General features: G+C 59.6%; 14 protein-coding genes and 2 pseudogenes. 14 read left to right on the forward strand and 2 right to left on the reverse strand.

Going from position 1 to position 21,141, the window contains the following annotated elements:
* The first annotated feature begins 76 nt into the window (after positions 1-76).
* Genes I9H07_RS23345 through I9H07_RS23385 form a run of 9 tightly spaced genes read left to right on the forward strand, consistent with a single transcriptional unit; the run spans position 77 to position 13,838 of the window.
* Positions 77-238, forward strand: coding sequence for a hypothetical protein (locus I9H07_RS23345; RefSeq protein WP_161632854.1), 162 nt, complete (start codon positions 77-79; stop codon positions 236-238).
* Entirely contained in the window at positions 235-747 is a 513-nt protein-coding gene (gene tssE / locus I9H07_RS23350) for a type VI secretion system baseplate subunit TssE (RefSeq protein WP_419149019.1), read from the forward strand. The genes I9H07_RS23345 and tssE overlap by 4 nt, the downstream gene beginning before the upstream one ends.
* A complete protein-coding gene (gene tssF / locus I9H07_RS23355; protein ID WP_024672785.1) occupies positions 744-2,603 on the forward strand; it encodes a type VI secretion system baseplate subunit TssF in 1,860 nt (619 codons plus the stop codon). Before tssE ends, tssF begins: the two co-directional genes overlap by 4 nt.
* Positions 2,567-3,619, forward strand: coding sequence for a type VI secretion system baseplate subunit TssG (tssG, locus tag I9H07_RS23360; RefSeq protein ID WP_024672786.1), 1,053 nt, complete (start codon positions 2,567-2,569; stop codon positions 3,617-3,619). Before tssF ends, tssG begins: the two co-directional genes overlap by 37 nt.
* Complete coding sequence (tssH, locus tag I9H07_RS23365; protein ID WP_236425078.1) at positions 3,612-6,299, forward strand: type VI secretion system ATPase TssH; 2,688 nt, start codon at positions 3,612-3,614, stop codon at positions 6,297-6,299. Before tssG ends, tssH begins: the two co-directional genes overlap by 8 nt.
* A 45-nt stretch (positions 6,300-6,344) precedes the next feature.
* Complete coding sequence (locus tag I9H07_RS23370) at positions 6,345-8,279, forward strand: type VI secretion system Vgr family protein (protein WP_058391036.1); 1,935 nt, start codon at positions 6,345-6,347, stop codon at positions 8,277-8,279.
* A 15-nt stretch (positions 8,280-8,294) separates the two neighbouring features.
* Positions 8,295-8,720, forward strand: a complete 426-nt coding sequence (locus I9H07_RS23375) for a DcrB-related protein (protein ID WP_058824817.1) — start codon at positions 8,295-8,297, stop codon at positions 8,718-8,720.
* A 12-nt stretch (positions 8,721-8,732) separates the two neighbouring features.
* A complete protein-coding gene (locus I9H07_RS23380; RefSeq protein ID WP_236425079.1) occupies positions 8,733-13,214 on the forward strand; it encodes an RHS repeat-associated core domain-containing protein in 4,482 nt (1,493 codons plus the stop codon).
* 12 nt (positions 13,215-13,226) lie between these two features.
* Positions 13,227-13,838 carry an Imm43 family immunity protein gene (locus I9H07_RS23385; RefSeq protein WP_024672791.1) on the forward strand — a complete coding sequence of 204 codons (612 nt, stop codon included), beginning with the start codon at positions 13,227-13,229 and terminating at the stop codon, positions 13,836-13,838.
* A 104-nt stretch (positions 13,839-13,942) separates the two neighbouring features.
* Here the strand turns inward: I9H07_RS23385 and I9H07_RS23390 are convergent, their stop codons facing one another.
* Entirely contained in the window at positions 13,943-14,389 is a 447-nt protein-coding gene (locus I9H07_RS23390) for a hypothetical protein (RefSeq protein WP_024672792.1), read from the reverse strand.
* A gap of 188 nt (positions 14,390-14,577) precedes the next feature.
* Between I9H07_RS23390 and I9H07_RS25220 the strand changes: the two are divergent.
* Together I9H07_RS25220 and I9H07_RS25225 are read left to right on the forward strand one after the other, a co-directional pair.
* Positions 14,578-15,684 (forward strand): annotated as a pseudogene (locus tag I9H07_RS25220) (FIST signal transduction protein); the annotation flags it as partial.
* Between the two features lie 555 nt (positions 15,685-16,239).
* Positions 16,240-16,596: pseudogene (locus I9H07_RS25225) on the forward strand (methyl-accepting chemotaxis protein); the annotation flags it as partial.
* 53 nt (positions 16,597-16,649) lie between these two features.
* Here the strand turns inward: I9H07_RS25225 and I9H07_RS23400 are convergent.
* Complete coding sequence (locus I9H07_RS23400; protein ID WP_024672794.1) at positions 16,650-18,131, reverse strand: YdgA family protein; 1,482 nt, start codon at positions 18,129-18,131, stop codon at positions 16,650-16,652.
* A 278-nt stretch (positions 18,132-18,409) separates the two neighbouring features.
* On the opposite strand from I9H07_RS23400, the gene I9H07_RS23405 reads away from it, so the two are divergent.
* The 3 genes from I9H07_RS23405 to I9H07_RS23415 all read left to right on the forward strand — a co-directional run bounded on the left by I9H07_RS23405 (position 18,410) and on the right by I9H07_RS23415 (position 21,126).
* A complete protein-coding gene (locus tag I9H07_RS23405; RefSeq protein ID WP_024672795.1) occupies positions 18,410-19,099 on the forward strand; it encodes an HAD-IA family hydrolase in 690 nt (229 codons plus the stop codon).
* Between the two features lie 20 nt (positions 19,100-19,119).
* On the forward strand, positions 19,120-20,127 hold the full coding sequence (locus tag I9H07_RS23410) for an aldo/keto reductase (RefSeq protein WP_236425080.1): 1,008 nt from the start codon (positions 19,120-19,122) through the stop codon (positions 20,125-20,127).
* A 261-nt stretch (positions 20,128-20,388) separates the two neighbouring features.
* On the forward strand, positions 20,389-21,126 hold the full coding sequence (locus I9H07_RS23415) for a GntR family transcriptional regulator (protein WP_058390861.1): 738 nt from the start codon (positions 20,389-20,391) through the stop codon (positions 21,124-21,126).
* The last annotated feature ends 15 nt before the right edge of the window (positions 21,127-21,141 follow it).

The following is a 21,141-nucleotide window of genomic DNA, read 5'->3' on the forward strand; positions in this document are numbered from 1 at the left end:
ACGCGCCCCCGACCACAGCGTTGGGGGCGCCACGCCTTGAACAGCAATGGATCTACTGCCGCAAGGTGCCTGAGTCATGGCCAAGCCCTCGTTTATCACTGTGTGCAATGAATACCTCAAGATCTCGACGATGTTCGAGCTGGGCAAACCTTGCGACGGGCATTGGAAAAACCAGTGCGCCCGTCTCGTGCGCGGCGTCGGCGATCAGAAAGACTACACAGCGTTGTTCGACTGGTGAACGACATCACTCTGCGCGAGCGCCTGCAGCCATCGCTGCTTGATCGGCTGACCGACGAAGACCCGAGCAATCCGCAGGAAAGTGCGGACAAGCGCGTGCTGTCTCTCAGTCAGCTCAAAGCCTCGGTGCTGCGTGATCTGGCCTGGCTGCTGAACACCACGTCGTTGCTGGACGCCGATACCACGCTGCACACCCCAGCCGGTACTTCGGTGGTCAATTACGGATTGCCGGCGCTGGCGGGCAACAGCGCGTCGAGTATCGATGTCGGCCTGCTGGAAAGCCTGATTCACCGCGCGATTGTGACTTACGAGCCACGCATCCTGCCCCAGACATTGCACGTGAGGGCCCGAGTGGGACGTGACGAAATGAATCACAACGCTTTAAGTTTCGAAATTCAGGGCGACCTGTGGGCTCAACCGGTCGCCCTGCCCCTGTTGCTGCGCACCGAGCTGGATCTGGAATCCGGGCATGTACAGGTGATGCCTGCCGAACAACGGAGGCGCTCATGAATCCGCGCCTGTTGGGGCTGTACAACCAGGAACTGCAACATATTCGCGAAAGCGCTGCCGAGTTCGCCAGGGAATACCCGAAGATCGCCGGACGTCTGACATTGTCGGGGCTCGATTGCGCAGATCCGTATGTCGAGCGCCTGCTGGAAGGGTTTGCTTACCTGACCGCTCGCGTGCAGCTCAAACTGGACGCCGAATACCCGACCTTCACTCACAACCTGCTTGAAATCGCCTACCCGCATTACCTGGCGCCCACGCCTTCGATGACCGTCGTGCAGATGCAGACCGACCCGAACGAGGGTTCGTTGAGCAGCGGCTTCACCCTGCCCCGCGACAGCGTGATGCGCGCGTCGCTGGGCCGCGATTCCCAGACACCCTGCGAGTATCGAAGCGCTCATGAAGTGACATTGTGGCCCTTGCAGGTTACCCAGGCCGAGTACTTCGGCAATCCGGCGGCAGTGCTCGGACGCCTTGCTGCCAGCGAACCCAAGGCCAAGGCAGGGCTGCGCATCACCTTGCGCACTGGCGCAGAGCTGACTTTTGACAAGCTGGGGCTGGATAACCTGCCGTTGTTCCTGCATGGCGCAGACGAGCAACCCTTCCGCCTTTACGAGCAACTGCTCGGCAACGCCTGTGCCGTGTTTGCCCGCCAGCCGGGCGGCGACTGGGTGGAGCGCCTGCCCGCCGACGCCTTGCGCCCCTGCGGTTTCGATGACCGTGAAGCAGCACTGCCTGTAGTGCCCCAGGCATTTCAGGGCTACCGCCTGTTGCAGGAATACTTTGCCCTGCCGCAGCGCTTTCTGTTCGTCGACTTCAGCCAGTTGACCCGTGCCGTGCAGCGCTGCGCCGGGCAGGAACTGGAGCTGATCGTGCTGTTCAACAGTTTCGAGCAAAGCCTGGAAAGCAGCGTTGGCGCAGAGCAATTCGTGCCGTTTTGCACACCTGCCATCAACCTGTTCCCGCGCCGTCTTGACCGCATTCATCTGACTGATCGCGTCCACGAGCATCATGCGATTGCCGACCGGACCCGACCGATGGATTTCGAGATTCATTCGCTCAAGACCGTCACCGGGCACGGCACCGGACCGGATCAGCCATTTCTGCCGTTCTATGCTGTGCGCGACCCGTCGCGTTACGGCCGCGACAAGGCTTACTACGTGCTGCGCCGAGAGCCACGCGTGCTGTCCAGCGAGCAGCGACGCAACGGCACACGCTCGAACTATGTGGGCAGCGAAACGTTCATCAGCCTTGTCGACAGCCAGCAAGCGCCCTACCGGCATGACTTGCGGCAACTGGGCTTGAGCGCGTTATGCACCAATCGTGACCTGCCCCTGTTCATGAGTGTGGGCAGCGGCAAGACCGATTTTACCCTCGCCGACAGCGCGCCGGTGTCGGCAGTGCGTTGCCTGGCTGGCCCGAGCCGTCCACGCGCCAGCCACGCCCACGACAACAAGGCCTGGCGCCTGATCAGCCAGCTGTCACTGAACTACCTGTCGTTGAGCGAACAGGGTCAGGGCGCAGCGGCATTGCGCGAATTGCTCCGCTTATACGGCGACGATCACGACGTTGCCTTGCAATTGCAGATCGAAGGCCTGCGCGAGGTCAGCAGCAAACCCTGCACGCGCCGTCTGCCTATGCCAGGCCCGATCGTGTTTGGCCGGGGGCTGGAGATTACTCTGGAGTTTGACGAGAACGCATTTCGCGGTACCGGGGTATTTTTGCTCGGCACGGTGTTCGAGCGTTTCCTGGCACGTTACGTGTCAATCAACAGCTTTACCGAGACGGTGTTACGTACCACCGAACGCGGCGAGATCATGCGATGGAAAGCCAGACCCGGACGCCGTCCGACCCTTTGAATACTGTGACGGCCATGCAGGAGCAGCCCTGGGAATTCGATTTCTTCCAGGCGTTGCGGCGTATCGAGTGCGAATCGCCGGACCTGCCGAGGATCGGCCATTCGGTGCGTCTGGCCGACGACCCGCTACGTATGGGGCAACAACCGGACAGCGCCTTCGCACCGTCGACGCTGGCCTCCATGACGCCGGCGAGCGAAAACAGTCCGGCGCGTCTGGAGCAATTCTTCTTCGGCCTGGGCGGCCCCAATGGACCGCTACCGCTGCACATCACCGAGTACGTGCGCGAACGTCAACGCAACAACGCCGACAGCACCAGCAAACGCTTTCTGGACGTGTTCCATCATCGGCTGTTGAGCCTGTTTTATCGCGCCTGGGCCGAAGCCCGCCCGACCGTCAGCCATGATCGTCCGGACGATGATTACTGGTCTGCACGGCTCGCAGCACTCAGCGGACGCGGCATGCCGAGCCTGCTTGAGCAGGGTCTGATTGCAGACACGGCCAAATTGCATTTCAGCGGCCATCTGGCGGCCCAGACCCGCTACCCGGATGGCCTGCGCGCCATTCTGTCCGAGTACTTCGGCCTGCCGGTGGAGATCGAAGAGTACGTCGGCCAATGGCTTGAATTGCCAGAGCGCAGCCGCGTGGGTGTCAGTTCGAACCAACTGGGGGTGGATTTCTGTCTGGGCAGCCACGTCTGGGATCGTCAGCACAAATTTCGTATACGGCTCGGGCCGCTCAAGTTCGATGACTACATGGGCATGTTGCCTGACGGTCAGTCGTTCAAAGAGCTGGTGGCCTGGGTTGCCGAGTATCTGGGCCACGAACTGGACTGGGATCTGAACCTGATCCTCGAACAGCCCGAGGTTCCGGCTTTTCAACTCAACGGGCGCCAGCGGCTGGGTTTCAATACCTGGCTCGGCAAACCCGAAGAGGACGCCAGGGATTTGATTCTGGCCCGGCACTACGCCGACCAGGCAACGTCAGCACATATTTCAAGGAGCAGGAAACATGGGTGAAATCAGTCGCGCCGCGCTGTTCGGCAAACTCAACAGCGTCGCCTACAAAGCCATCGAGGCGGCCACGGTGTTCTGCAAGTTACGGGGCAACCCGTATGTCGAACTGGCGCACTGGTTTCATCAGTTGTTGCAGCTTCAGGACTCGGACCTGCACCGCATCATTCGTCAGTTCAACGTAGAACCGGCGCGACTGGCCCGCGACCTGACCGAGGCCCTGGATCGTCTGCCACGCGGTTCGACCTCGATCACCGATCTGTCTTCCCACGTTGAAGAAGCGGTCGAACGTGGCTGGGTATACGGCAGCCTGATGTTCGGTGAAAGCCAGGTGCGCAGCGGCTACCTGGTGATCGGCATCCTCAAGACGCCAAGCCTGCGGCATGCCCTGCTGGGCCTGTCGGCGGAGTTCGACAAGCTCAAGGTCGAAACCCTGAGCGAGCGTTTTGACGAATACGTTGGCGATTCCCCGGAAAACGCCTTGAGCGCCAGCGACGGTTTCAACGCCGGTGCAGTGCCGGGCGAAGCCAGCGGCGCGATGTCGCCCAGTGCATTGGGCAAGCAGGAAGCGCTGAACAAATTTACCGTCGACCTGACCGAACAGGCGCGCAGCGGCAAGCTGGACCCTATCGTCGGTCGTGATGAAGAGATTCGTCAGATGGTCGACATCCTGATGCGCCGCCGCCAGAACAACCCGATCCTGACCGGTGAGGCCGGTGTCGGCAAAACGGCCGTCGTCGAAGGTTTCGCCCTGCGCATCGTGGCCGGTGACGTGCCGCCGGCGCTCAAGGATGTCGAATTGCGCAGCCTGGATGTCGGTCTGCTACAGGCCGGTGCCAGCATGAAAGGCGAGTTCGAACAACGCCTGCGTCAGGTCATCGAAGATGTGCAGGCCTCGCCAAAGCCGATCATTCTGTTCATCGACGAAGCCCACACGCTGGTCGGTGCGGGCGGCGCGGCAGGCACGGGCGATGCGGCCAACCTGCTCAAACCGGCACTCGCACGCGGTACCTTGCGCACGGTCGCGGCGACGACTTGGGCCGAGTACAAGAAACACATCGAAAAAGACCCGGCCCTGACCCGCCGCTTTCAGGTTGTGCAGGTCGCCGAGCCGTCGGAAGACAAGGCGCTGCTGATGATGCGCGGCGTGGCGTCGACCATGGAACAGCACCATCAGGTGCAGATCCTTGATGAAGCGCTGGAAGCGTCGGTGAAACTGTCCCATCGGTATATTCCGGCGCGTCAGTTGCCCGACAAGTCCGTCAGCCTGCTGGACACCGCCTGCGCCCGCGTCGCCATCAGCCTGCATGCGGTGCCGGCCGAAGTGGACGACAGCCGTCGCCGCATCGAGGCGCTGGAAACCGAACTGCAGATCATCGCCCGTGAACACGCCATCGGCATTGTCACGGCCAGCCGCCAGAGCCACAGCGAAACCCTGCTCAACGCCGAGCGCGAGCGTCTGGCAGTGCTGGAAACCCGCTGGGCCGATGAAAAGGCCTTGGTTGATGAGCTGCTGGCACTACGTGCGCAACTGCGTGACCGCGCAGGGACTGTCGATGTGATTGCCGACCCGGATAACCACGAACAACAGGCGCTGCGCGAGCAACTGGTCGACTTGCAGCGGCGTCTGAGCGAGCTGCAAGGCGAAAACCCGCTGATTCTGCCGACCGTGGACTATCAGGCAGTGGCCTCGGTTGTTGCCGACTGGACCGGTATCCCGGTGGGCCGCATGGCGCGCAACGAGCTGGAAACCGTCCTCAATCTGGATCAGCACCTGAAGAAACGCATCATCGGTCAGGACCATGCCTTGCAGATGATCGCCAAGCGTATCCAGACTTCACGCGCCGGGCTCGACAACCCGAGCAAGCCGATTGGCGTGTTCATGCTGGCCGGCACGTCCGGGGTGGGCAAGACCGAAACGGCGCTGGCGCTGGCCGAGGCCATGTACGGTGGCGAGCAGAACGTCATCACCATCAACATGAGCGAGTTCCAGGAAGCGCATACCGTTTCAACCCTCAAGGGCGCGCCTCCGGGCTATGTCGGTTACGGCGAAGGTGGCGTACTGACCGAAGCGGTGCGCCGCAAGCCCTACAGCGTGGTGCTGCTGGATGAAGTCGAAAAAGCTCACCCGGATGTGCACGAGATTTTCTTTCAGGTGTTCGACAAGGGTGTGATGGAGGACGGCGAAGGTCGGGTGATCGACTTCAAGAACACCCTGATTCTGCTGACCACCAACGCGGGCACTGAACTGATTTCGCACCTGTGCAAAGACGCATTGAACGTGCCGGACCCGGAAGCCATTGCCAAGGCACTGCGTCAGCCGCTGCTGGAAATCTTCCCGCCTGCGCTGCTGGGTCGCCTGGTAACCATCCCCTATTACCCGCTCAGCGACAGCATGCTCAAGGCCATCACGCGCCTGCAGCTCGATCGGATCAAAAAGCGGGTCGAGAGCACCCACAAGGTGGCGTTTGATTACGACGATGACGTCATCGACCTGATCGTGTCGCGTTGCACCGAGACCGAAAGCGGCGGACGCATGATCGACACGATCCTGACCAACACCTTGCTGCCGGACATGAGCCGCGAGTTCCTGACCCGCATGCTGGAAGGCAAGGCGCTGGCGGGGGTTCGCATCAGCCAGCGCGATAACGAACTGCATTATGAGTTCAGTGATGCAGCGGCCTGAAACGCTCGGCGCGGTGCAGCCGTTGAACGCTGAACGGGACAACCTATGAATTTCCAGCAACTCACGCGTCTGGCGCAAGTCAGCAGCCCGCTCGGCCCGGATGTGCTGCTGCTCAAGGAAATGAGCGGTGGCGATGAACTGGGGCGGCTGTTCAGTTATGACCTGCAACTGACCTCGGTGGACGGCGCTCTGGATCTCAACCAGTTGCTGGGCAAGCCGATGAGCCTGTCCGTGCAACTGGCGGGCGGTGCGCAGCGCTATTTTCATGGCATTGTGGCGCGCTGTAGCCAGAACGTGACCCGCGATCAGTTCGCCAGCTATCAGGTCACGCTGCGCCCGTGGTTGTGGTTGTTGACCCGCACGTCCGACTGCCGGATTTTCCAGAACCTGACGATTCCGCAGATCATCAAGCAAGTGTTCCGCGATCTGGGCTTTTCCGATTTTGAAGACGCCCTGAGCAAGCCTTATCGCGAGTGGGAATACTGCGTGCAGTATCGCGAAAGCAGTTTCGATTTCGTCAGCCGCCTGATGGAACAGGAAGGCATTTATTACTTTTTCCGTCACGAAAAAGACCGCCACGTACTGGTGTTGGCCGATGCCTATGGCGCTCATCAGCCCGCTCCCGGTTATGAATCGGTGCCCTACTTTCCACCCGACGGCCAGCACCGCGAGCGCGATCATATCAATGACTGGCGGCTGGCTCAGGAAGTGCAGCCGGGCTCACTGGAACTGAACGACTACGACTTCCAGCGGCCGAGCGCGAGCATCGACGTACGCTCGGCCATGCCGCGTCCGCACACAGCCGGCGATTACCCGCTGTACGATTACCCCGGCACCTACGTGCAGAGCCAGGACGGCGAACACTATGCGCGCACTCGTCTGGAGGCACTGCAAAGCCTGCACGAACGAATCGAGCTCAGCGGCAACGCGCGCGGCCTGGGTGCCGGGCATCTGTTCAGCCTGACCGGTTTCGGCCGTCAGGATCAGAACCGCGAATACCTGATTGTCGGCGCACGTTACTACCTGGCGCAGGAAAGCCTGGAAAGCGGCGCTTCCGGTGGCGGTGTGCAATTTGAACTGGGCCTGAGCTGCATCGATGCCCAGCAGAGCTTTCGGCCGCTGGCCAGCACCCAGCGCCCCATCGTCAAAGGCCCGCAGACCGCCGTAGTGGTCGGTCCCACTGGCGAGGAAATCTGGACGGATCAGTTTGGCCGGGTAAAGGTGCATTTCCACTGGGACCGCCACGACCAGTCCAACGAAAACAGCTCGTGCTGGATTCGCGTCTCGCAGGCCTGGGCCGGCAAGAACTGGGGGTCGATGCAGATCCCGCGCATCGGCCAGGAAGTGATCGTCAGTTTTCTGGAAGGCGATCCCGACCGTCCGATCATCACTGGCCGTGTGTACAACGCCGAACAGACCGTGCCTTACGACCTGCCCGCCAATGCCACCCAGAGCGGCATGAAAAGCCGCTCCAGCAAGGGCGGCACGCCTGCGAATTTCAACGAGATTCGCATGGAGGACAAGAAAGGTGCAGAGCAGTTGTACATTCATGCGGAGCGCAATCAGGACGTGATCGTCGAGGTGGATGAAAGCCATTCGGTGGGCCACGACCGGTTCAAGAGTATCGGTCATGACGAGACCGTATTGATTGGTAACAACCGCGTACGCATCGTCAAACAGGACGATGTGTTGGCCGTCGGATCGAGCAAGACCGACAGCGTCAGCCAGAGCTACATCATTGAAGTGGGTGAAAACCTGCGTCTGGTATGCGGCAAAAGCGTGCTGGAGCTCAACGCCAGCGGCCAGATCAATATCTGCGGTGTGCAGATCAGCCTGCACGCCAGCGGCGACGCGCAATTCAATACCGGTGGCGTGCTGCACCTGAACAATGGCAAGGGTGCCGATGCCGCGCCTGACGGTCAGGGCATCAAAGCCACCATCGACGCCAATATCGCCAGCGCCTTTCCCAAGCCCCAATAACGAGATGTCAGCCCCATGGTTTACCGCCTCAATGAGTTTCAGCTGCAACTGCCCGAGAGCGAACTGCTGGACGCATCGATCAACATTCTCAAGTTTCCGGCGCTGGGAACGTCGTTGATTGTCAGCCGCAGTCAACTGGCCGACGGCGAAACCCTGCACAGCAACTTCGACGCGCAACTGAAGCGCCTGGAGCAGCAGGTTCAGGACCTGCGCTATCAACCGGTGCAAAGCACACGCTTGGGTGCCGATCAGTCGATTGAAGCGATCGAACTGCGCAGCCAGTTCAGCAAGGGCGCTGAAAAAGTCTTTCAGTTCCAGCTGGCGCTGGTGCTGCCGGGCACCCGCAAGATGATCGCCCTCAGTTACGTCAAGGCTCAGCCGCTGGGAGATGCGGAGGCAGCCCATTGGGCGACGCTCAAGCAGACGCTGACCCTCGCATGAAGAGCGCCCTGAATGTCTGACGCGTTATGGGCTGCCCGACTGGGCGACGGTCTCGAACACAGCTCAATGATGGCCGATATCCTGGGCGGCGTGCTCGAGGTCGCCGCGTACGCCGCCATCGGGTCGCTGGCCACGATGGCGGTGGTCGCGGCGACCGGCATTACCGTTGCCACCGGCGGGCTGGGTGCCTGTGTGCTCGGTGCGGTGGTGGGGGTGATCGTCGGTCTGGCGATGAGCAGGACGGGGGCAGACCGAGGGCTCACTGATTTATGCGAAACGATTGCCAATGGCCTGTTCCCGCCCACGGTACAGGCCACGATTCTCACCGGTTCTACCAACACACTGATCAACTCGATTCCGGCTGCACGAGCGGCTGGCGCCGTGCCGTCGCAGATGAACCCGCTGCGCTCACTGGACAGCGAACAGGAAGACGCTGAAAACGAAGAAGCCCCGCACACCGGGCCGAACCTGATGAGTGTCGGCAAGCCGGAAGAGTCCGGCTTTCTGGACATGGCCAAGGGCTTTTTCTCGCAGCTCTGGCAGCCCACTGTCGCAGAACCGGTGCCCGGTGCGGTGCCCAAGCCGTTGGATCTGGTCACCTGCATGAAGCATCCGCCGATGCCACCGCAGTTTCTCGCGGAAGGCTCGGAAAAGGTCAGCATCAACGGCCAGCCCGCCGTGCGTAGCGGCGACCGCAGCACCTGCGAAGCCAAGGTGGTGTCGTCGGGAATGGTCTCATCCAACGTGACCATCGGCGGCGATTCGGTGGTGGTGCGGGAAATCCGCAGCGGTAAAACGCCTGGCGTCGGCCTGGCGCTGACCGTCCTGATGATGCTCAAGGGCGGCAAGGGTAAGTTTCGCGCCAACCTGCCCTGCATGCTGCTGTCTGCCGTGAACGGTTATGTCGTCAGCCAGGTCACCGGGGCGCTGAACAACGCCATGTCCGGTTCGCCCAATCCGGTGCATGCCGCCACGGGCGCCAAGGTGCTGGGTGGCGAGGACGAACTTGACTTCGTATTGCCGGGCGTTTTGCTCATCGACTGGCAGCGCTTTTACAACAGCCGCGATGAGCGCCAGCACAGTCTGCTGGGTGCAGGCTGGAGCGTACCCTATGAAATCAGCGTGCAGATTGAGCCACATCCTGATGGCGGCGAGCGGCTGATTTACACCGATGAACAGGCCCGACGCATCGACATGGGCAGCATCGCCCTGGGTGGAGCAGTCTTCAGCCCCGGCGAGGGGCTGGCGGTGCGTCGCAATGACAATGGCCAGCTGCTGATCGAGAGTGATGACGGGCTGTACCGGTTGTTCGAACCGACGCTCGCTGATCCCGCGCGGCTGCGCCTCAGCCAACTCGGCGACCGCAACGACAACCGGATTTACCTCGACTACAACGCCGCAGGAAAACTGATCGGTCTGCGCGACACGCTGGACCTTGTGCAGGTTGAACTGACCTACAGCGCGCAATGGCCTGAACGCGTACAGCACGTTGAGCGGCTGTTTGCCGATCAGCAACGTGAAGTATTGGTCAGCTACGATTACGACGCTCTCGGCAATCTGGCCGAAGTTCGCGATGCGCTCGGGCAGGTCCAGCGGCGCTTTGCGTATGACGCGGGCCAGCGCATGGCCGAGCATCAACTGCCCACCGGCATGCGCTGTTTCTATGAGTGGGCGCAGGTGGACAGCGTCGAGTGGCGCGTGGTCCGGCACTGGACCGACGAAGGCGACAGCTACACATTCGATTACGATTTGCGCAACGGCATCACCCGCGTCATCGACGGCCTGCAACGTATCAGTGTTCGCCACTGGAATGCGCAGCAACAGATCACCGAATACACCGACACGCTGGGCAACACCTGGCGCTTCAACTGGAGTGACGAGCGCCAGTTGCTGAGCGCAACCGATCCGTTGGGCGGGCAGTATCAGTACAGTTACGACGAAGCGGGCAATCTGAGCGAAACGCTTGACCCGCTCGGCCGTCGCGAGTCCGTTCTGTGGCTGGAGCTGTGGTCACTGCCGCTGGTGGAAACCGATGCGGCCGGCAACAACTGGAGCTACCGCTACGATCAGCGTGGCAATTGCATTGCCGAGACAGACCCGCTGGGTCAGGTGACGCAGTATCGCTATGACGAACGCGGCCAGACCATTGAGATCATTGATGCCACTGGCAAGCACAAGACCCTTGAATGGAACGACCTTGGGCAACTGATCGAACACGTTGACTGCTCGGGTTACCCGACACGTTTCAGTTACGACCGGCACGGTTATTTGCAGGTTGTGACCGATGCCCTCGGTGAACGCACGCGCTATGAGCATGATCGCCAGGGTCGTCTGCTGCACTGTCAGTTACCTGATGAGCGCATCGAACAATACCTGCGCGATGGCAGCGGACAGCTCATCGGCTACGTTGATCCCGCAGGGCATGCCACTCGCTATCAATACGACCGGCTGGGCCGGGTGCGTCAGCGCGTGGACGCCGCCGGGCGCTCGGTGCAGTTCAGCTACGATGCCTACGGCCGCCTGCAGGCCCTGACCAACGAGAACGCTGAAAGCTATCGTTTTACGTGGGACGCAGGCGACCGGTTGACGCAGCAGCAGGACCTGGACGGCAGCGGCCGGCGATATACCTACGACGCGCTGGACAGTGTCATACGACTGGAATACACCCCTGCTCCATTCGGCAACGGGCTGGCAGTGGTCCCTGACGAACCGGTCGCGCCGATCGTTCACGCGCTGGAGCGCGATGCAGCCGGACGCCTGATAGCCAAAGTCACCGACGACGGCAGGACGGCGTACCTGTACAACCCGGTTGATCAACTGACCGGTGTGACGTTCACAAGCCACGCTGGCGAGGAACAAAGCCTGAGCTTTACTTACGACGCGCTCGGCCAGTTGCTGGAAGAGCAGAGCGCGGCGGGCAGCCTGAAATACCGTTACGACGAACTGGGCAACCTGAGCCAGACGCAACTGCCTGACGGACGCTGGCTCAATCAGCTGTATTACGGCAGCGGGCATCTACACCAGATCAATCTGGACGGCCAGGTCATCAGTGATTTCGAGCGTGACCGCTTGCACCGCGAAGTGCTGCGCACCCAAGGTCAGATCATCACCCGCAGCGAATACGACCGCAGCGGCCGACTGCGCTCGCGTAAGCGCCGGCTCGCAAGCCAGTCACCGATCCTTCCGGCCGCGGAGCAGAAACACTTCGACTTCGACCCGGCAGACAACCTGATTGGCCGCCTCGACCAGCAGCCACGAGGTGACCATCGCCAGTTGCTGCACTACGACGCCACCGGCCGCATCATCGCCAGCCAGGACAACGTTCAGGGCCAGAACGAAACCTTCGCTTACGACGCCGCCGCCAACCTCCTCGACGGCCCGCCGAAAAGCGCGGGGCTGGTGGTGCATAACAAGCTGCTGACTTATCAGGACAAACGCTACCGCTACGACGCCTTCGGCCGAATGATCGAAAAACGCAGCGGCAGCCAGCGCGTCCAGCGCTTTATCTACGACGCGGAACACCAGTTGATCGAAGTGCGCAACCACGGCGGCGCGCGCGACACCGTAGTGAAGATGGCCTACGACCCGCTAGGGCGGCGGATTGCCAAGACCGAGCACGACGAGCACGGCTTTCCGCTCGGCGAAACCCGCTTCACCTGGGACGGCATGCGCCTGCTGCAAGAAAAGAAGCACAGTCAGACCAGCCTGTACGTGTACCCCGACAGCGGCTACGAGCCTCTGGCCCGCATCGATGGCACGGGCGCACTGCAAAAGGTCCGCTACTACCACAACGACCTCAACGGCCTGCCCGAACAACTGACCGAAAACGACGGCCAGACCGTCTGGCAAGCGCGCTACCGGGTCTGGGGCAACACCGTCGAAGAAATCCGCGAGCCCTACTACATCGAAGAACAGAACCTGAGATTCCAGGGCCAGTACCTCGATCGCGAAACAGGGCTGCACTACAATACGTTCCGGTTTTATGATCCGGATATTGGCCGGTTTACCACGCCGGACCCGATTGGGTTGGCGGGTGGGTTGAATCTTTATCAGTACGCGCCGAATCCGATTGGGTGGGTGGATCCGTGGGGGTGGAGTCCGAGCTCTGCGCTGGATAGATCGTTAGGTGGGGTTGTAGGAGATAACATGCAGGCACAGCATGTTATTCCGGTACAAGTATGGAATCGTCACGAAGGATTCCTTAACAGGATTGGAATGGACGGCACACGGGACAAGGCCAGCAACGGTCTGCTCATGCCTGACAGTGAAGCTAAAGCAAAAGTTATCGGAAGAAAGGTCCACCACAACGGATCGCACAAAGACTATTCCGACCTTGTCGATGAGAAGTTAAAAAGAATTTCCAAACGTTACTCTCGAAAAGAAATATCTCGGGCGCAAGCTAGGCAGCATGTTGAATCACTTCAACGCAGCCTTCGCAAGAAAACTGTATCAGGAAAGATACGAACAAAATCAAGTACTGGTCGACTTTGCTAAAAAGAGGTTTTTATGCATTACACACTTGCTTACAGGAAAGACAAAAATTGTCCAATCTTTATCGACGGTGTTATTCACGAGGCCTTCTCTACCGGAGCGTACAACCGAGGAATGAGTCAGGACTGGCATTATGCAGATCCTGGAGAGCCTAAAGCAAAACTGCCAGAAAGCTTAGTTTTGATCACTAAAGACAAGCGATATGAATTCGACCTACGTACTAGTTTCGAAGGCCACATTGTGAGTGAGCGCTTTTGGTCTGCGTTAAAAACACTGAACATTGGCAGTTGGGAGGTCGCAAAACTTGATATCGTGTCTCCCAAAGGAGTGCCTATGGAGCAAGGAGGATATTACTTTATTCGCCAACAGATGTCAGAACTAGTATCCGCCGGCGTTATCGACTTGGACAAGTCATCCATTACATATAGGAAGACAGGAGAAATCAAAAGTATCGAAAGTCTTATTCTTACAAGCGAAGCCACGTTAGACTTTTTTGAAATTGACGAAACGACGTTACTGGATATAGTCTTCCTATCCCCAGCCGCGGCCGAACTCGTCAACCAATTAAATTTAAAGGGCGTAGAGATTGTAAGCACTGAGAAACTAGGCGCCATAAAGCCAGCTTGATTGACTGAAGAACCAGAAGGTTTGAATACACATCTGGGACATCACTCCGGAAACAGTAGCGCGGGCCAATGCCACGAGCTCGCGCCAAACTCCACACAGCCACCTTAGACCCGACGATCAAACCAACACAACCAAACCAACGGCGGCAGCAACGCAATCAACGCCGCCAGATCCAGCCAAACGTGCGACCAGACGCCGCCGCGCACCGAAATCAGGATGTCCTGAGGCGCCCAGAGCAGAAGCCCGGCAATCAGCCAGCCCCACGGCATGGCGCTTTTCAGGCGGTTGCCCAGATGCACGAGCGCCAGCATGTACACGGAATACGTTTGCAGGGTGGCGCCGAACAGGGCCATCCACCAGACCTGCTGCGCGCGGGCGGCGGCAGGAGCTGTTTCGGTCCAGAACGCCTGTTCGAGCGTGGTCAGGTAGCTGTCGAGCAAGCCGGAAAAGCCGGCCCAGGTGAACACGAGGCTGCCCAGCAAATGGGCGCCTGCAACGGCGTATAACCAGAGCACCAGCTTACGGCGTAGCGTGTCAGAAGAAAGTGGCATTGCAGGTCCTTGGGGCGTCCTTGTGGGGATGGCGAGTGTAGCGGCTACGGGTGATGCCTGACACGTGGCCGGAACGGCGCATATAGGCAAAATTCATCGCCCGACACGCTCACCCCAACCCGTCAGCAGCCGATTAAATGATATCGGCCTTTTTCCGGCCTCTGCTTTTTCCTCTTTCGGACTCAATCATGAGCTTTCTATCTCGTTTTCGGGCTAGTACGTCGCGGACCGGAGGCGTACTCAATGTCATCACGTCTGCCCGGGAATTGAACAACAAACTGTCGGCCCTGAGTTTCGATCCGGTCTACCTCACCGGCTTCGTTTCGCCGCACGTGGATTTCGATCAGGTTGCGCGGGCGGTCGCTGCGCGCTTTCCCAATGCGAAGATCAGTCTGTGTACGACATCAGGCGAACTCTGCTCCAGCAATGACTCGCTGTATTGCGCGGCGGATAACCAGTGGGACCGGATCGTGCTGGCACTGTTCGACTCCAGCGTGATCACGAGCGCGGAGATGGTCCATATCCCGTTGCACAGCGAAGACATTCGCGGCACGGGCAGGCGCCTGTCGATGAGTGAGCGGATTGCGCGGCTGACTGACTCGATCAAGCGCACGCAGGTCAGCACGCCTGTCGACCATCGGGATACGCTGGCCTACGTCACGTTCGACGGCCTGTCCGCATCGGAGTCGTTCTTCATGGAAGCGCTGTACGAGTCGGGCCGTTTTCCGTGCCTGTTCGTCGGTGGCTCGGCGGGTGGCAAGGGCGATTTCAAGAAGACCTTGATCCACGACGGCAAGCGCAGCTATGAAAACCACGCGCAGGTGGTGTTTCTCAAGAGCGCGAAGAACGTGCGCTTCGGCGTGTTCAAGAGCCAGAATTTTGAGGCTACGCCACTGAGCATGAGCGTTCTGACGGCATCGCTGGAAGAGCGCTATATCAGCCAGGTGGTCAATTCCAGAGGCGAGATCGCCACCATGGTAGCGGCGCTGTGTGACGCGCTGAAGTGCGAACGGCATGAACTGGAAGGCAAGCTGGCGCAGTACTCGTTCGCCATCCGGGTGGGCGAAGAGCTGTTCGTGCGTTCGATTGCGCGTATCGATTACGAGAGCGAGCGTGTGCATCTGTTCTGCGACGTCGCGCCCGGCGAAGAGCTGGTGATGGTCAAGCGAACCTCGATGATCGATACCACGCGCAAGGACTTCGCGCGTTTTCTGCAGGGCAAGTCCGGCAAGCCGTTGCTTGGCCTGTTGAGCGACTGCATTTTGCGCCGCCTGAATAACGGCAGCGAACTGAGTCGTATGAATGGCGTGTTCGGTGAAACGCCAGTGGTGGGTTTCTCGACCTTCGGAGAGATCCTGGGCCTTAACCTCAACCAGACCCTCACTGCCGTGTTCTTCTTCAAAGTGCCGGAAGGCCAGCCGTTCCGCGATGACTACATCGATAACTTCATCGCCTACTACGGCGAATTCAAGGCGTTTTTTCTGCGCCGTCAGATCAAGAAGCTGGCTGGCTTGAGCCATGTGGTGGTCAAGCAGATCGACCAGTTCAAGCAGCGCAACTTCGTTCAAACCATTGACCCGAGCGGTCTGGACGAGCAGATTCGTCCGGTGTTCAGCGGGCTGAGCGACCTGGGTGACGTGCTGGTCAAGGCTCATCACGATCAGGAAGAGATTGCCGGTCAGTTGCGCCACTACTCTGGCCAGTTGCATGTTTCGATGGACGAGCTTTCGCAGACCATCACGCAGCAGGAAACGGTCATCGACAAAGCAGGCAATACCGTCAAAAGCCTGGTTAGCCAGGCCGACGAGGTGGTGCTCGGTTCACGAGAGCTGGCCAAGTCCAGCCTGCGCATTCAGTCGGTTGTGCAGACGATCCAGCAGATCGCCGGGCAAACCAATCTGCTCGCCCTGAACGCCGCCATCGAGGCGGCGCGGGCAGGTGAAATGGGCCGGGGCTTTGCCGTGGTGGCCGATGAGGTGCGCCAGCTGGCGCAGAAGACCTCGCAGAACGCGAATGATATCGGCACCGATATCGAGCGTCTCGCCGAGGAAATTCGCAAGGTGGCGCAGCACATCGAGGAGCAGTCCCTGGAAGTCGGGACGCTCACCGGTTTGCTGTCTGAACTGGAAGGGTCGAGCGACATGACCGCGGGCACTTCGCAACGAACCCGGCAACTGGCGGATACGCTGGTGGGGCTGACGAAGTAGCCTGTTGATAGTCGGGACGCTGTTGCGAGCGTCCCGATCAACGGCTCGGCAGCTTACTGCTGACCCAGCGCGCCGACTTTGCCCATGATGGTGCTCACGAACTGTTGCACGGTCATTTTCTGGCCGTTGAAGTCGACCATTTCATTGGCGTAGTGCAGGTCGGAAACGATGTTGTCGCCGTCGACCTTGGCCAGTTGCATCATCTCGGCCATGACGCTGGCCATGTCGCTAGCGGCCTTGGCTTGCTCGGCGATCACTTTGAGGTCGGTCTGACCTTCGCGGATGGCCTGCTGAGTGGCGAGATCGCGAATCATCGGTTTGGACAGCACGACCTTGGCGTTGACCTCGCCGAGGGTTTTCAGCACCAGCGCATTGGAGGGCTGATCAAGCGAACCCGGATCAGTCAGGTCGACGGCGATGCGCATATGACTTTCGCCGTTGCTGGTTTTGAGCGAGAGCTTTTCCAGTTCGATATGCGGTTTGGCCGCCAACAGCTTCTTCAGCTGGGTATTCATCTGCTCCTGATCGGCAGGGCTCAGCTCGAGTCGGAAAGGCTGTTCCTGGGCCGCTGCGGCTTGCTGTTGCGGCAGGATCTTGTCCTGATAGAACTGGCCCAGCGCCTGGCTGGCCGCCGCGTCGAAGTTGGCAATTTTGAAGCCCATGTGCGCGGCGCCAACATCCTTGCCGCCATAGGCAATCATGCCGGCGTCGTAGCTGACCTGAGCGGCCAGGTTGCCCGCGTCTTCCTGCGTCAGGTTGACGGCAGACAGATCCTTGATCTGCACCTGTGGCTTGCCGACCACCTGGAAATTGAAGCCTTGGGCTTTCAGGTTGGTATGGCCCAGATAGAAGCTGGACTTGCCTTTGGTGCCGCCCGTATCAAACGTCATGCCTTTGATTTCGATATTGACCGGACCGTCCGGCGAGGCGACGTTGAGTTGCAGAGAGTCCATGTCGCCGACAGCGCTGTATTTTTCAGCATCGGCAGACAACTCGGTTTTCAGCTCAAGACCGGAGAACTTGAACGTGCCGTCCACGTCGGTCATTTCCAGCGGTGCCATCTGCAGCCAGCCCTTGGTGGCGCGGTCGTAGCCGATGCTGGCCTGCCCTTTGAGTGGCGTGACGTCTTTGCTCATGGCAAACCACTTCTCGGAACTCGGACTTTTTTCCAGCTGGAAATTGCTCAGGGCCATGACCGGCAGCAGGTTCAGGGTTTTCAGGCGGGACAACGGGACTGGACCGTGTTCAATCTGATCGACCAGCAGAAACTGGCTGTTCTGCGTGCTGTCCGCCAGGTTCTGGATATCGACGCTGTAATGCGCGGTGCTGCTGAAAAAGTGCTTGTCCAGCGAGACCAGTTTCAGCGTCACGCTGGTTTCACTGCCCTTGAATGATTTGGCGAGTTGCTGATTGGCATTGCTGATCGAATCGTTCAGCGCGCCTTCCAGTTGATTGCCGGTGTACCAGGCACCCGCGGTAATCAATGCGCCCGCCACGACGATAACGCCAACCGCTATTCCTGCTGATTTATTCATAATGACTCGAAGATATCCGTTCTGATGATGGAGAAGTCGTACCGAGACCGGCAGCACTGCCTGAAAACCGCGAGAGATTATCATCGCTGGAGCCCGACAGCCCAGCATTCACGGCCATTTCGCTGGGCACGCGGGCATTATGGCAGTCTGTTGGGCATGGCCTTTGGCCTTTTTGTTATTCGCCACATTGCGCTGAACACGTTTCTGAAACATAGGGTAGCCACGGTATTCATGGAAACGTTAGGCTGAAACCGAATTCGAATACCGGACGGGATCACATGAGCGAACAGCACAACGAACGAGGCCCTATCAAGGCCGTCATTTTCGATATGGATGGTCTGTTGCTGGACACCGAGGGTGTCTACACGGAAGTCACGCACCTGATTGCCAGCCGTCATGGGCGCACCTTCGACTGGTCGATCAAGCAGCACACTATTGGCCGCGGTGCTCGGGACTTCTCGGATTACGTGATCAAGGCGCTTGAACTGCCGATGTCGATCGACGAGTTTCTCGAAATTCGTGAGCCGATGCTTGACGAGCGCTTCCCCCGCGCCCCGGCAATGCCGGGTGCCGAAGCGCTGGTCCGCCATCTGGCCGCCAACAATATTCCGATCGCCGTGGGTACCAGTTCTTCGGTGCATTACTTCAAGGCCAAGACGACGCTGCACCGGGCATGGTTCGAGCTGTTCGATACCATCGTGACGGCCGACGACCCGGAAGTGGGCGCTGCCAAGCCGGCCCCGGACATCTTTCTGGTCGCCGCCCGCCGTCTTGGCGTCTCGCCGGCGGATTGCCTGGTCTTCGAAGACTCGCCGTTTGGCGTGACCGCCGCCAAGGCTGCCGGAATGTACGCCGTGGCAGTGCCGGACTCGCACATGCCGGTCGAGCAATACGAACATGCCGACCTGCTGCTCGCCTCGCTGGCCGACTTCCCGCTCAAGGCGTGGGGGCTGCCTGAACCCGATTGAATGACAAGGAGATGTTGAGCATGAATTATCGAACCCTCGGCCAGTCCGGCCTCAAGGTTTCCACACTGACTCTCGGCTCGATGATGTTCGGCGAGCAGACTGCTGCCGATGAATCAGTGCGCATCATCGACAAGGCCAGGGATCAGGGCATCAATTTCATCGACACCGCGGATGTCTACAACGGCGGGCGCTCGGAAGAGATCGTCGGCAGGGCTATCGCGGCGCAGCGCAGTGACTGGGTGCTGGCTACCAAGGTCGCGATCGGCCCGGCAGACGGCGTGCCCAACCGGGCCGGCCTGAGCCGCAAGCACATCTTCAACGCCATCGAGAACAGCCTGCGGCGGCTGGATACCGATTATGTGGATATCTATTATCTGCACAAGGAAGATCACGACACGCCGCTGGAAGTGACGGTCTCGGCGATTGGCGATCTGCTTCGGCATGGCAAGATCCGCTATTGGGGCGTGTCGAATTTTCGCGGCTGGCGAATCGCTGAAATCGTCAATGTTGCGCAGCGCCTGGGGGTCGACAAACCGGTCATCAGTCAGCCGCTGTACAACATCGTCAACCGCCAGGCTGAAGTCGAGCAGATCACCGCAGCCGCTTATCACGGCCTGGGCGTCGTGCCCTACAGCCCGCTTGCGCGGGGTGTGCTCAGCGGCAAATACGCTCCGGATATCGCCCCTGACAGCGAGAGCCGCGCCGGGCGTCAGGACAAGCGACTGCTGGAAACCGAGTGGCGCATGGAGTCGTTGCGGATCGCACAGCGAATTCAGGAATACGTGCAGGACAAGGGGGTCGGCATCGTCGATTTCGCGATTGCCTGGGTTCTCAACAACCGGGCGGTGACCTCAGCGATCGTCGGGCCGAGAACCGAGCAACAATGGGACGGCTATACCAAGGCGCTGCAGGTGAACGTCACGGCTGAGGACGAAGCGTTCATCGATTCTCTGGTAACACCCGGACATGCCTCGACACCAGGCTTCAACGATGTTCAGCATTTTGTCTCGGGCCGAGAGGTTCGCTAAAGCCTGTTGCAGGTCGCGATGTCATATCCTTACACGGTTAAAATCCGCCTGTGCCGAATGCAGACTCGGTACATCGGCTGGATGAGCGCTAAGATACATGCACATGCGGATAACCTTGCCGGTGGGCAGGCGAACCGGTTTCATGCGATCGAACTCAATAATGCCTTCGTTTCGCGACTAACCGGGAAGTCTTGACTAGTCTGTCGGCAATCCAGCGATTGATCAGATCCCACCCAGCCAGGTTGATGAAGAAGTAGGCCGATGCGTAAATCAGATAGAGAAGCCTTTCTGGGCTCCGTACTGGGCACTGAGCAGCCTCCGGCGCACCTTGCCAGAACGGTGATTGAAGAAAAACTGCGTAATGCCATTATTGATGGCAGCCTGCCAAGCGGTACGGCCTTGCGCCAGCAGGAGCTGGCGACACTGTTCGGCGTTAGCCGGATGCCTGTACGTGAAGCATTGCGACAGCTTGAAGCGCAATCTCTGCTGCGTGTGGAGACGCACAAGGGCGCGGTCGTGGCGCCACTCATTACTGAAGACGCTGTGGATGCTTACGAGCTGCGGATTCTGCTGGAATCCGAGGCATTGCGGGCGTCGATTCCGCTGCTGGACGAACAGGATCTGGCGACTGCCGCAAGCTGCATCAGGCAACTGGAAGTCGAAACCGACTTTACCCAGATGGGCAAGCTCAACCGGATGTTTCACTTGTCGCTGTACGCCAAGGCACGCAACAAGCGGCTTATGCGCCTGGTTGAAGAAGGCCTGAACGAAGAGGAGCGCTTTTTACGTTTCAACCTCTCCGACATGGGCCTGGGCAAGCTTTCTCAGGATGACCACTGGGAGCTGCTGCGTCTGGCCGAGCAGAAGGCCGTCGAGCCCTGCGTCGAAGCACTCAAACTCCACCTCAACCGTGGCGTTCAGGCTGTTACCCAGTACCTGAGCAACAAAAAAGCCAGCGACACCAGACAGAAACGCCCGCGCAAGAAAAACCCCGCCTGATTCATCGACGCGGCT

The sequence above is a fragment of the Pseudomonas syringae genome, assembly GCF_023278085.1.
In the GTDB taxonomy this organism is placed as follows: Bacteria; Pseudomonadota; Gammaproteobacteria; order Pseudomonadales; family Pseudomonadaceae; genus Aquipseudomonas; species Aquipseudomonas syringae_Q.

Excerpts from the sequence above, each read along its gene's own strand:
- I9H07_RS23390 (WP_024672792.1), bottom strand. The coding sequence starts at position 14,389 with ATGCCACTTTCTTCTGACACGCTACGCCGTAAGCTGGTGCTCTGGTTA.
- tssF (WP_024672785.1), top strand. The coding sequence starts at position 744 with ATGAATCCGCGCCTGTTGGGGCTGTACAACCAGGAACTGCAACATATT.
- I9H07_RS23380 (WP_236425079.1), top strand. The coding sequence starts at position 8,733 with ATGTCTGACGCGTTATGGGCTGCCCGACTGGGCGACGGTCTCGAACAC.
- tssH (WP_236425078.1), top strand. The coding sequence starts at position 3,612 with ATGGGTGAAATCAGTCGCGCCGCGCTGTTCGGCAAACTCAACAGCGTC.
- I9H07_RS23385 (WP_024672791.1), top strand. The coding sequence starts at position 13,227 with ATGCATTACACACTTGCTTACAGGAAAGACAAAAATTGTCCAATCTTT.
- I9H07_RS23415 (WP_058390861.1), top strand. The coding sequence starts at position 20,389 with ATGCGTAAATCAGATAGAGAAGCCTTTCTGGGCTCCGTACTGGGCACT.
- I9H07_RS23375 (WP_058824817.1), top strand. The coding sequence starts at position 8,295 with ATGGTTTACCGCCTCAATGAGTTTCAGCTGCAACTGCCCGAGAGCGAA.
- I9H07_RS23400 (WP_024672794.1), bottom strand. The coding sequence starts at position 18,131 with ATGAATAAATCAGCAGGAATAGCGGTTGGCGTTATCGTCGTGGCGGGC.
- I9H07_RS23405 (WP_024672795.1), top strand. The coding sequence starts at position 18,410 with ATGAGCGAACAGCACAACGAACGAGGCCCTATCAAGGCCGTCATTTTC.
- tssG (WP_024672786.1), top strand. The coding sequence starts at position 2,567 with ATGGAAAGCCAGACCCGGACGCCGTCCGACCCTTTGAATACTGTGACG.
- I9H07_RS23345 (WP_161632854.1), top strand. The coding sequence starts at position 77 with ATGGCCAAGCCCTCGTTTATCACTGTGTGCAATGAATACCTCAAGATC.
- I9H07_RS23410 (WP_236425080.1), top strand. The coding sequence starts at position 19,120 with ATGAATTATCGAACCCTCGGCCAGTCCGGCCTCAAGGTTTCCACACTG.
- I9H07_RS23370 (WP_058391036.1), top strand. The coding sequence starts at position 6,345 with ATGAATTTCCAGCAACTCACGCGTCTGGCGCAAGTCAGCAGCCCGCTC.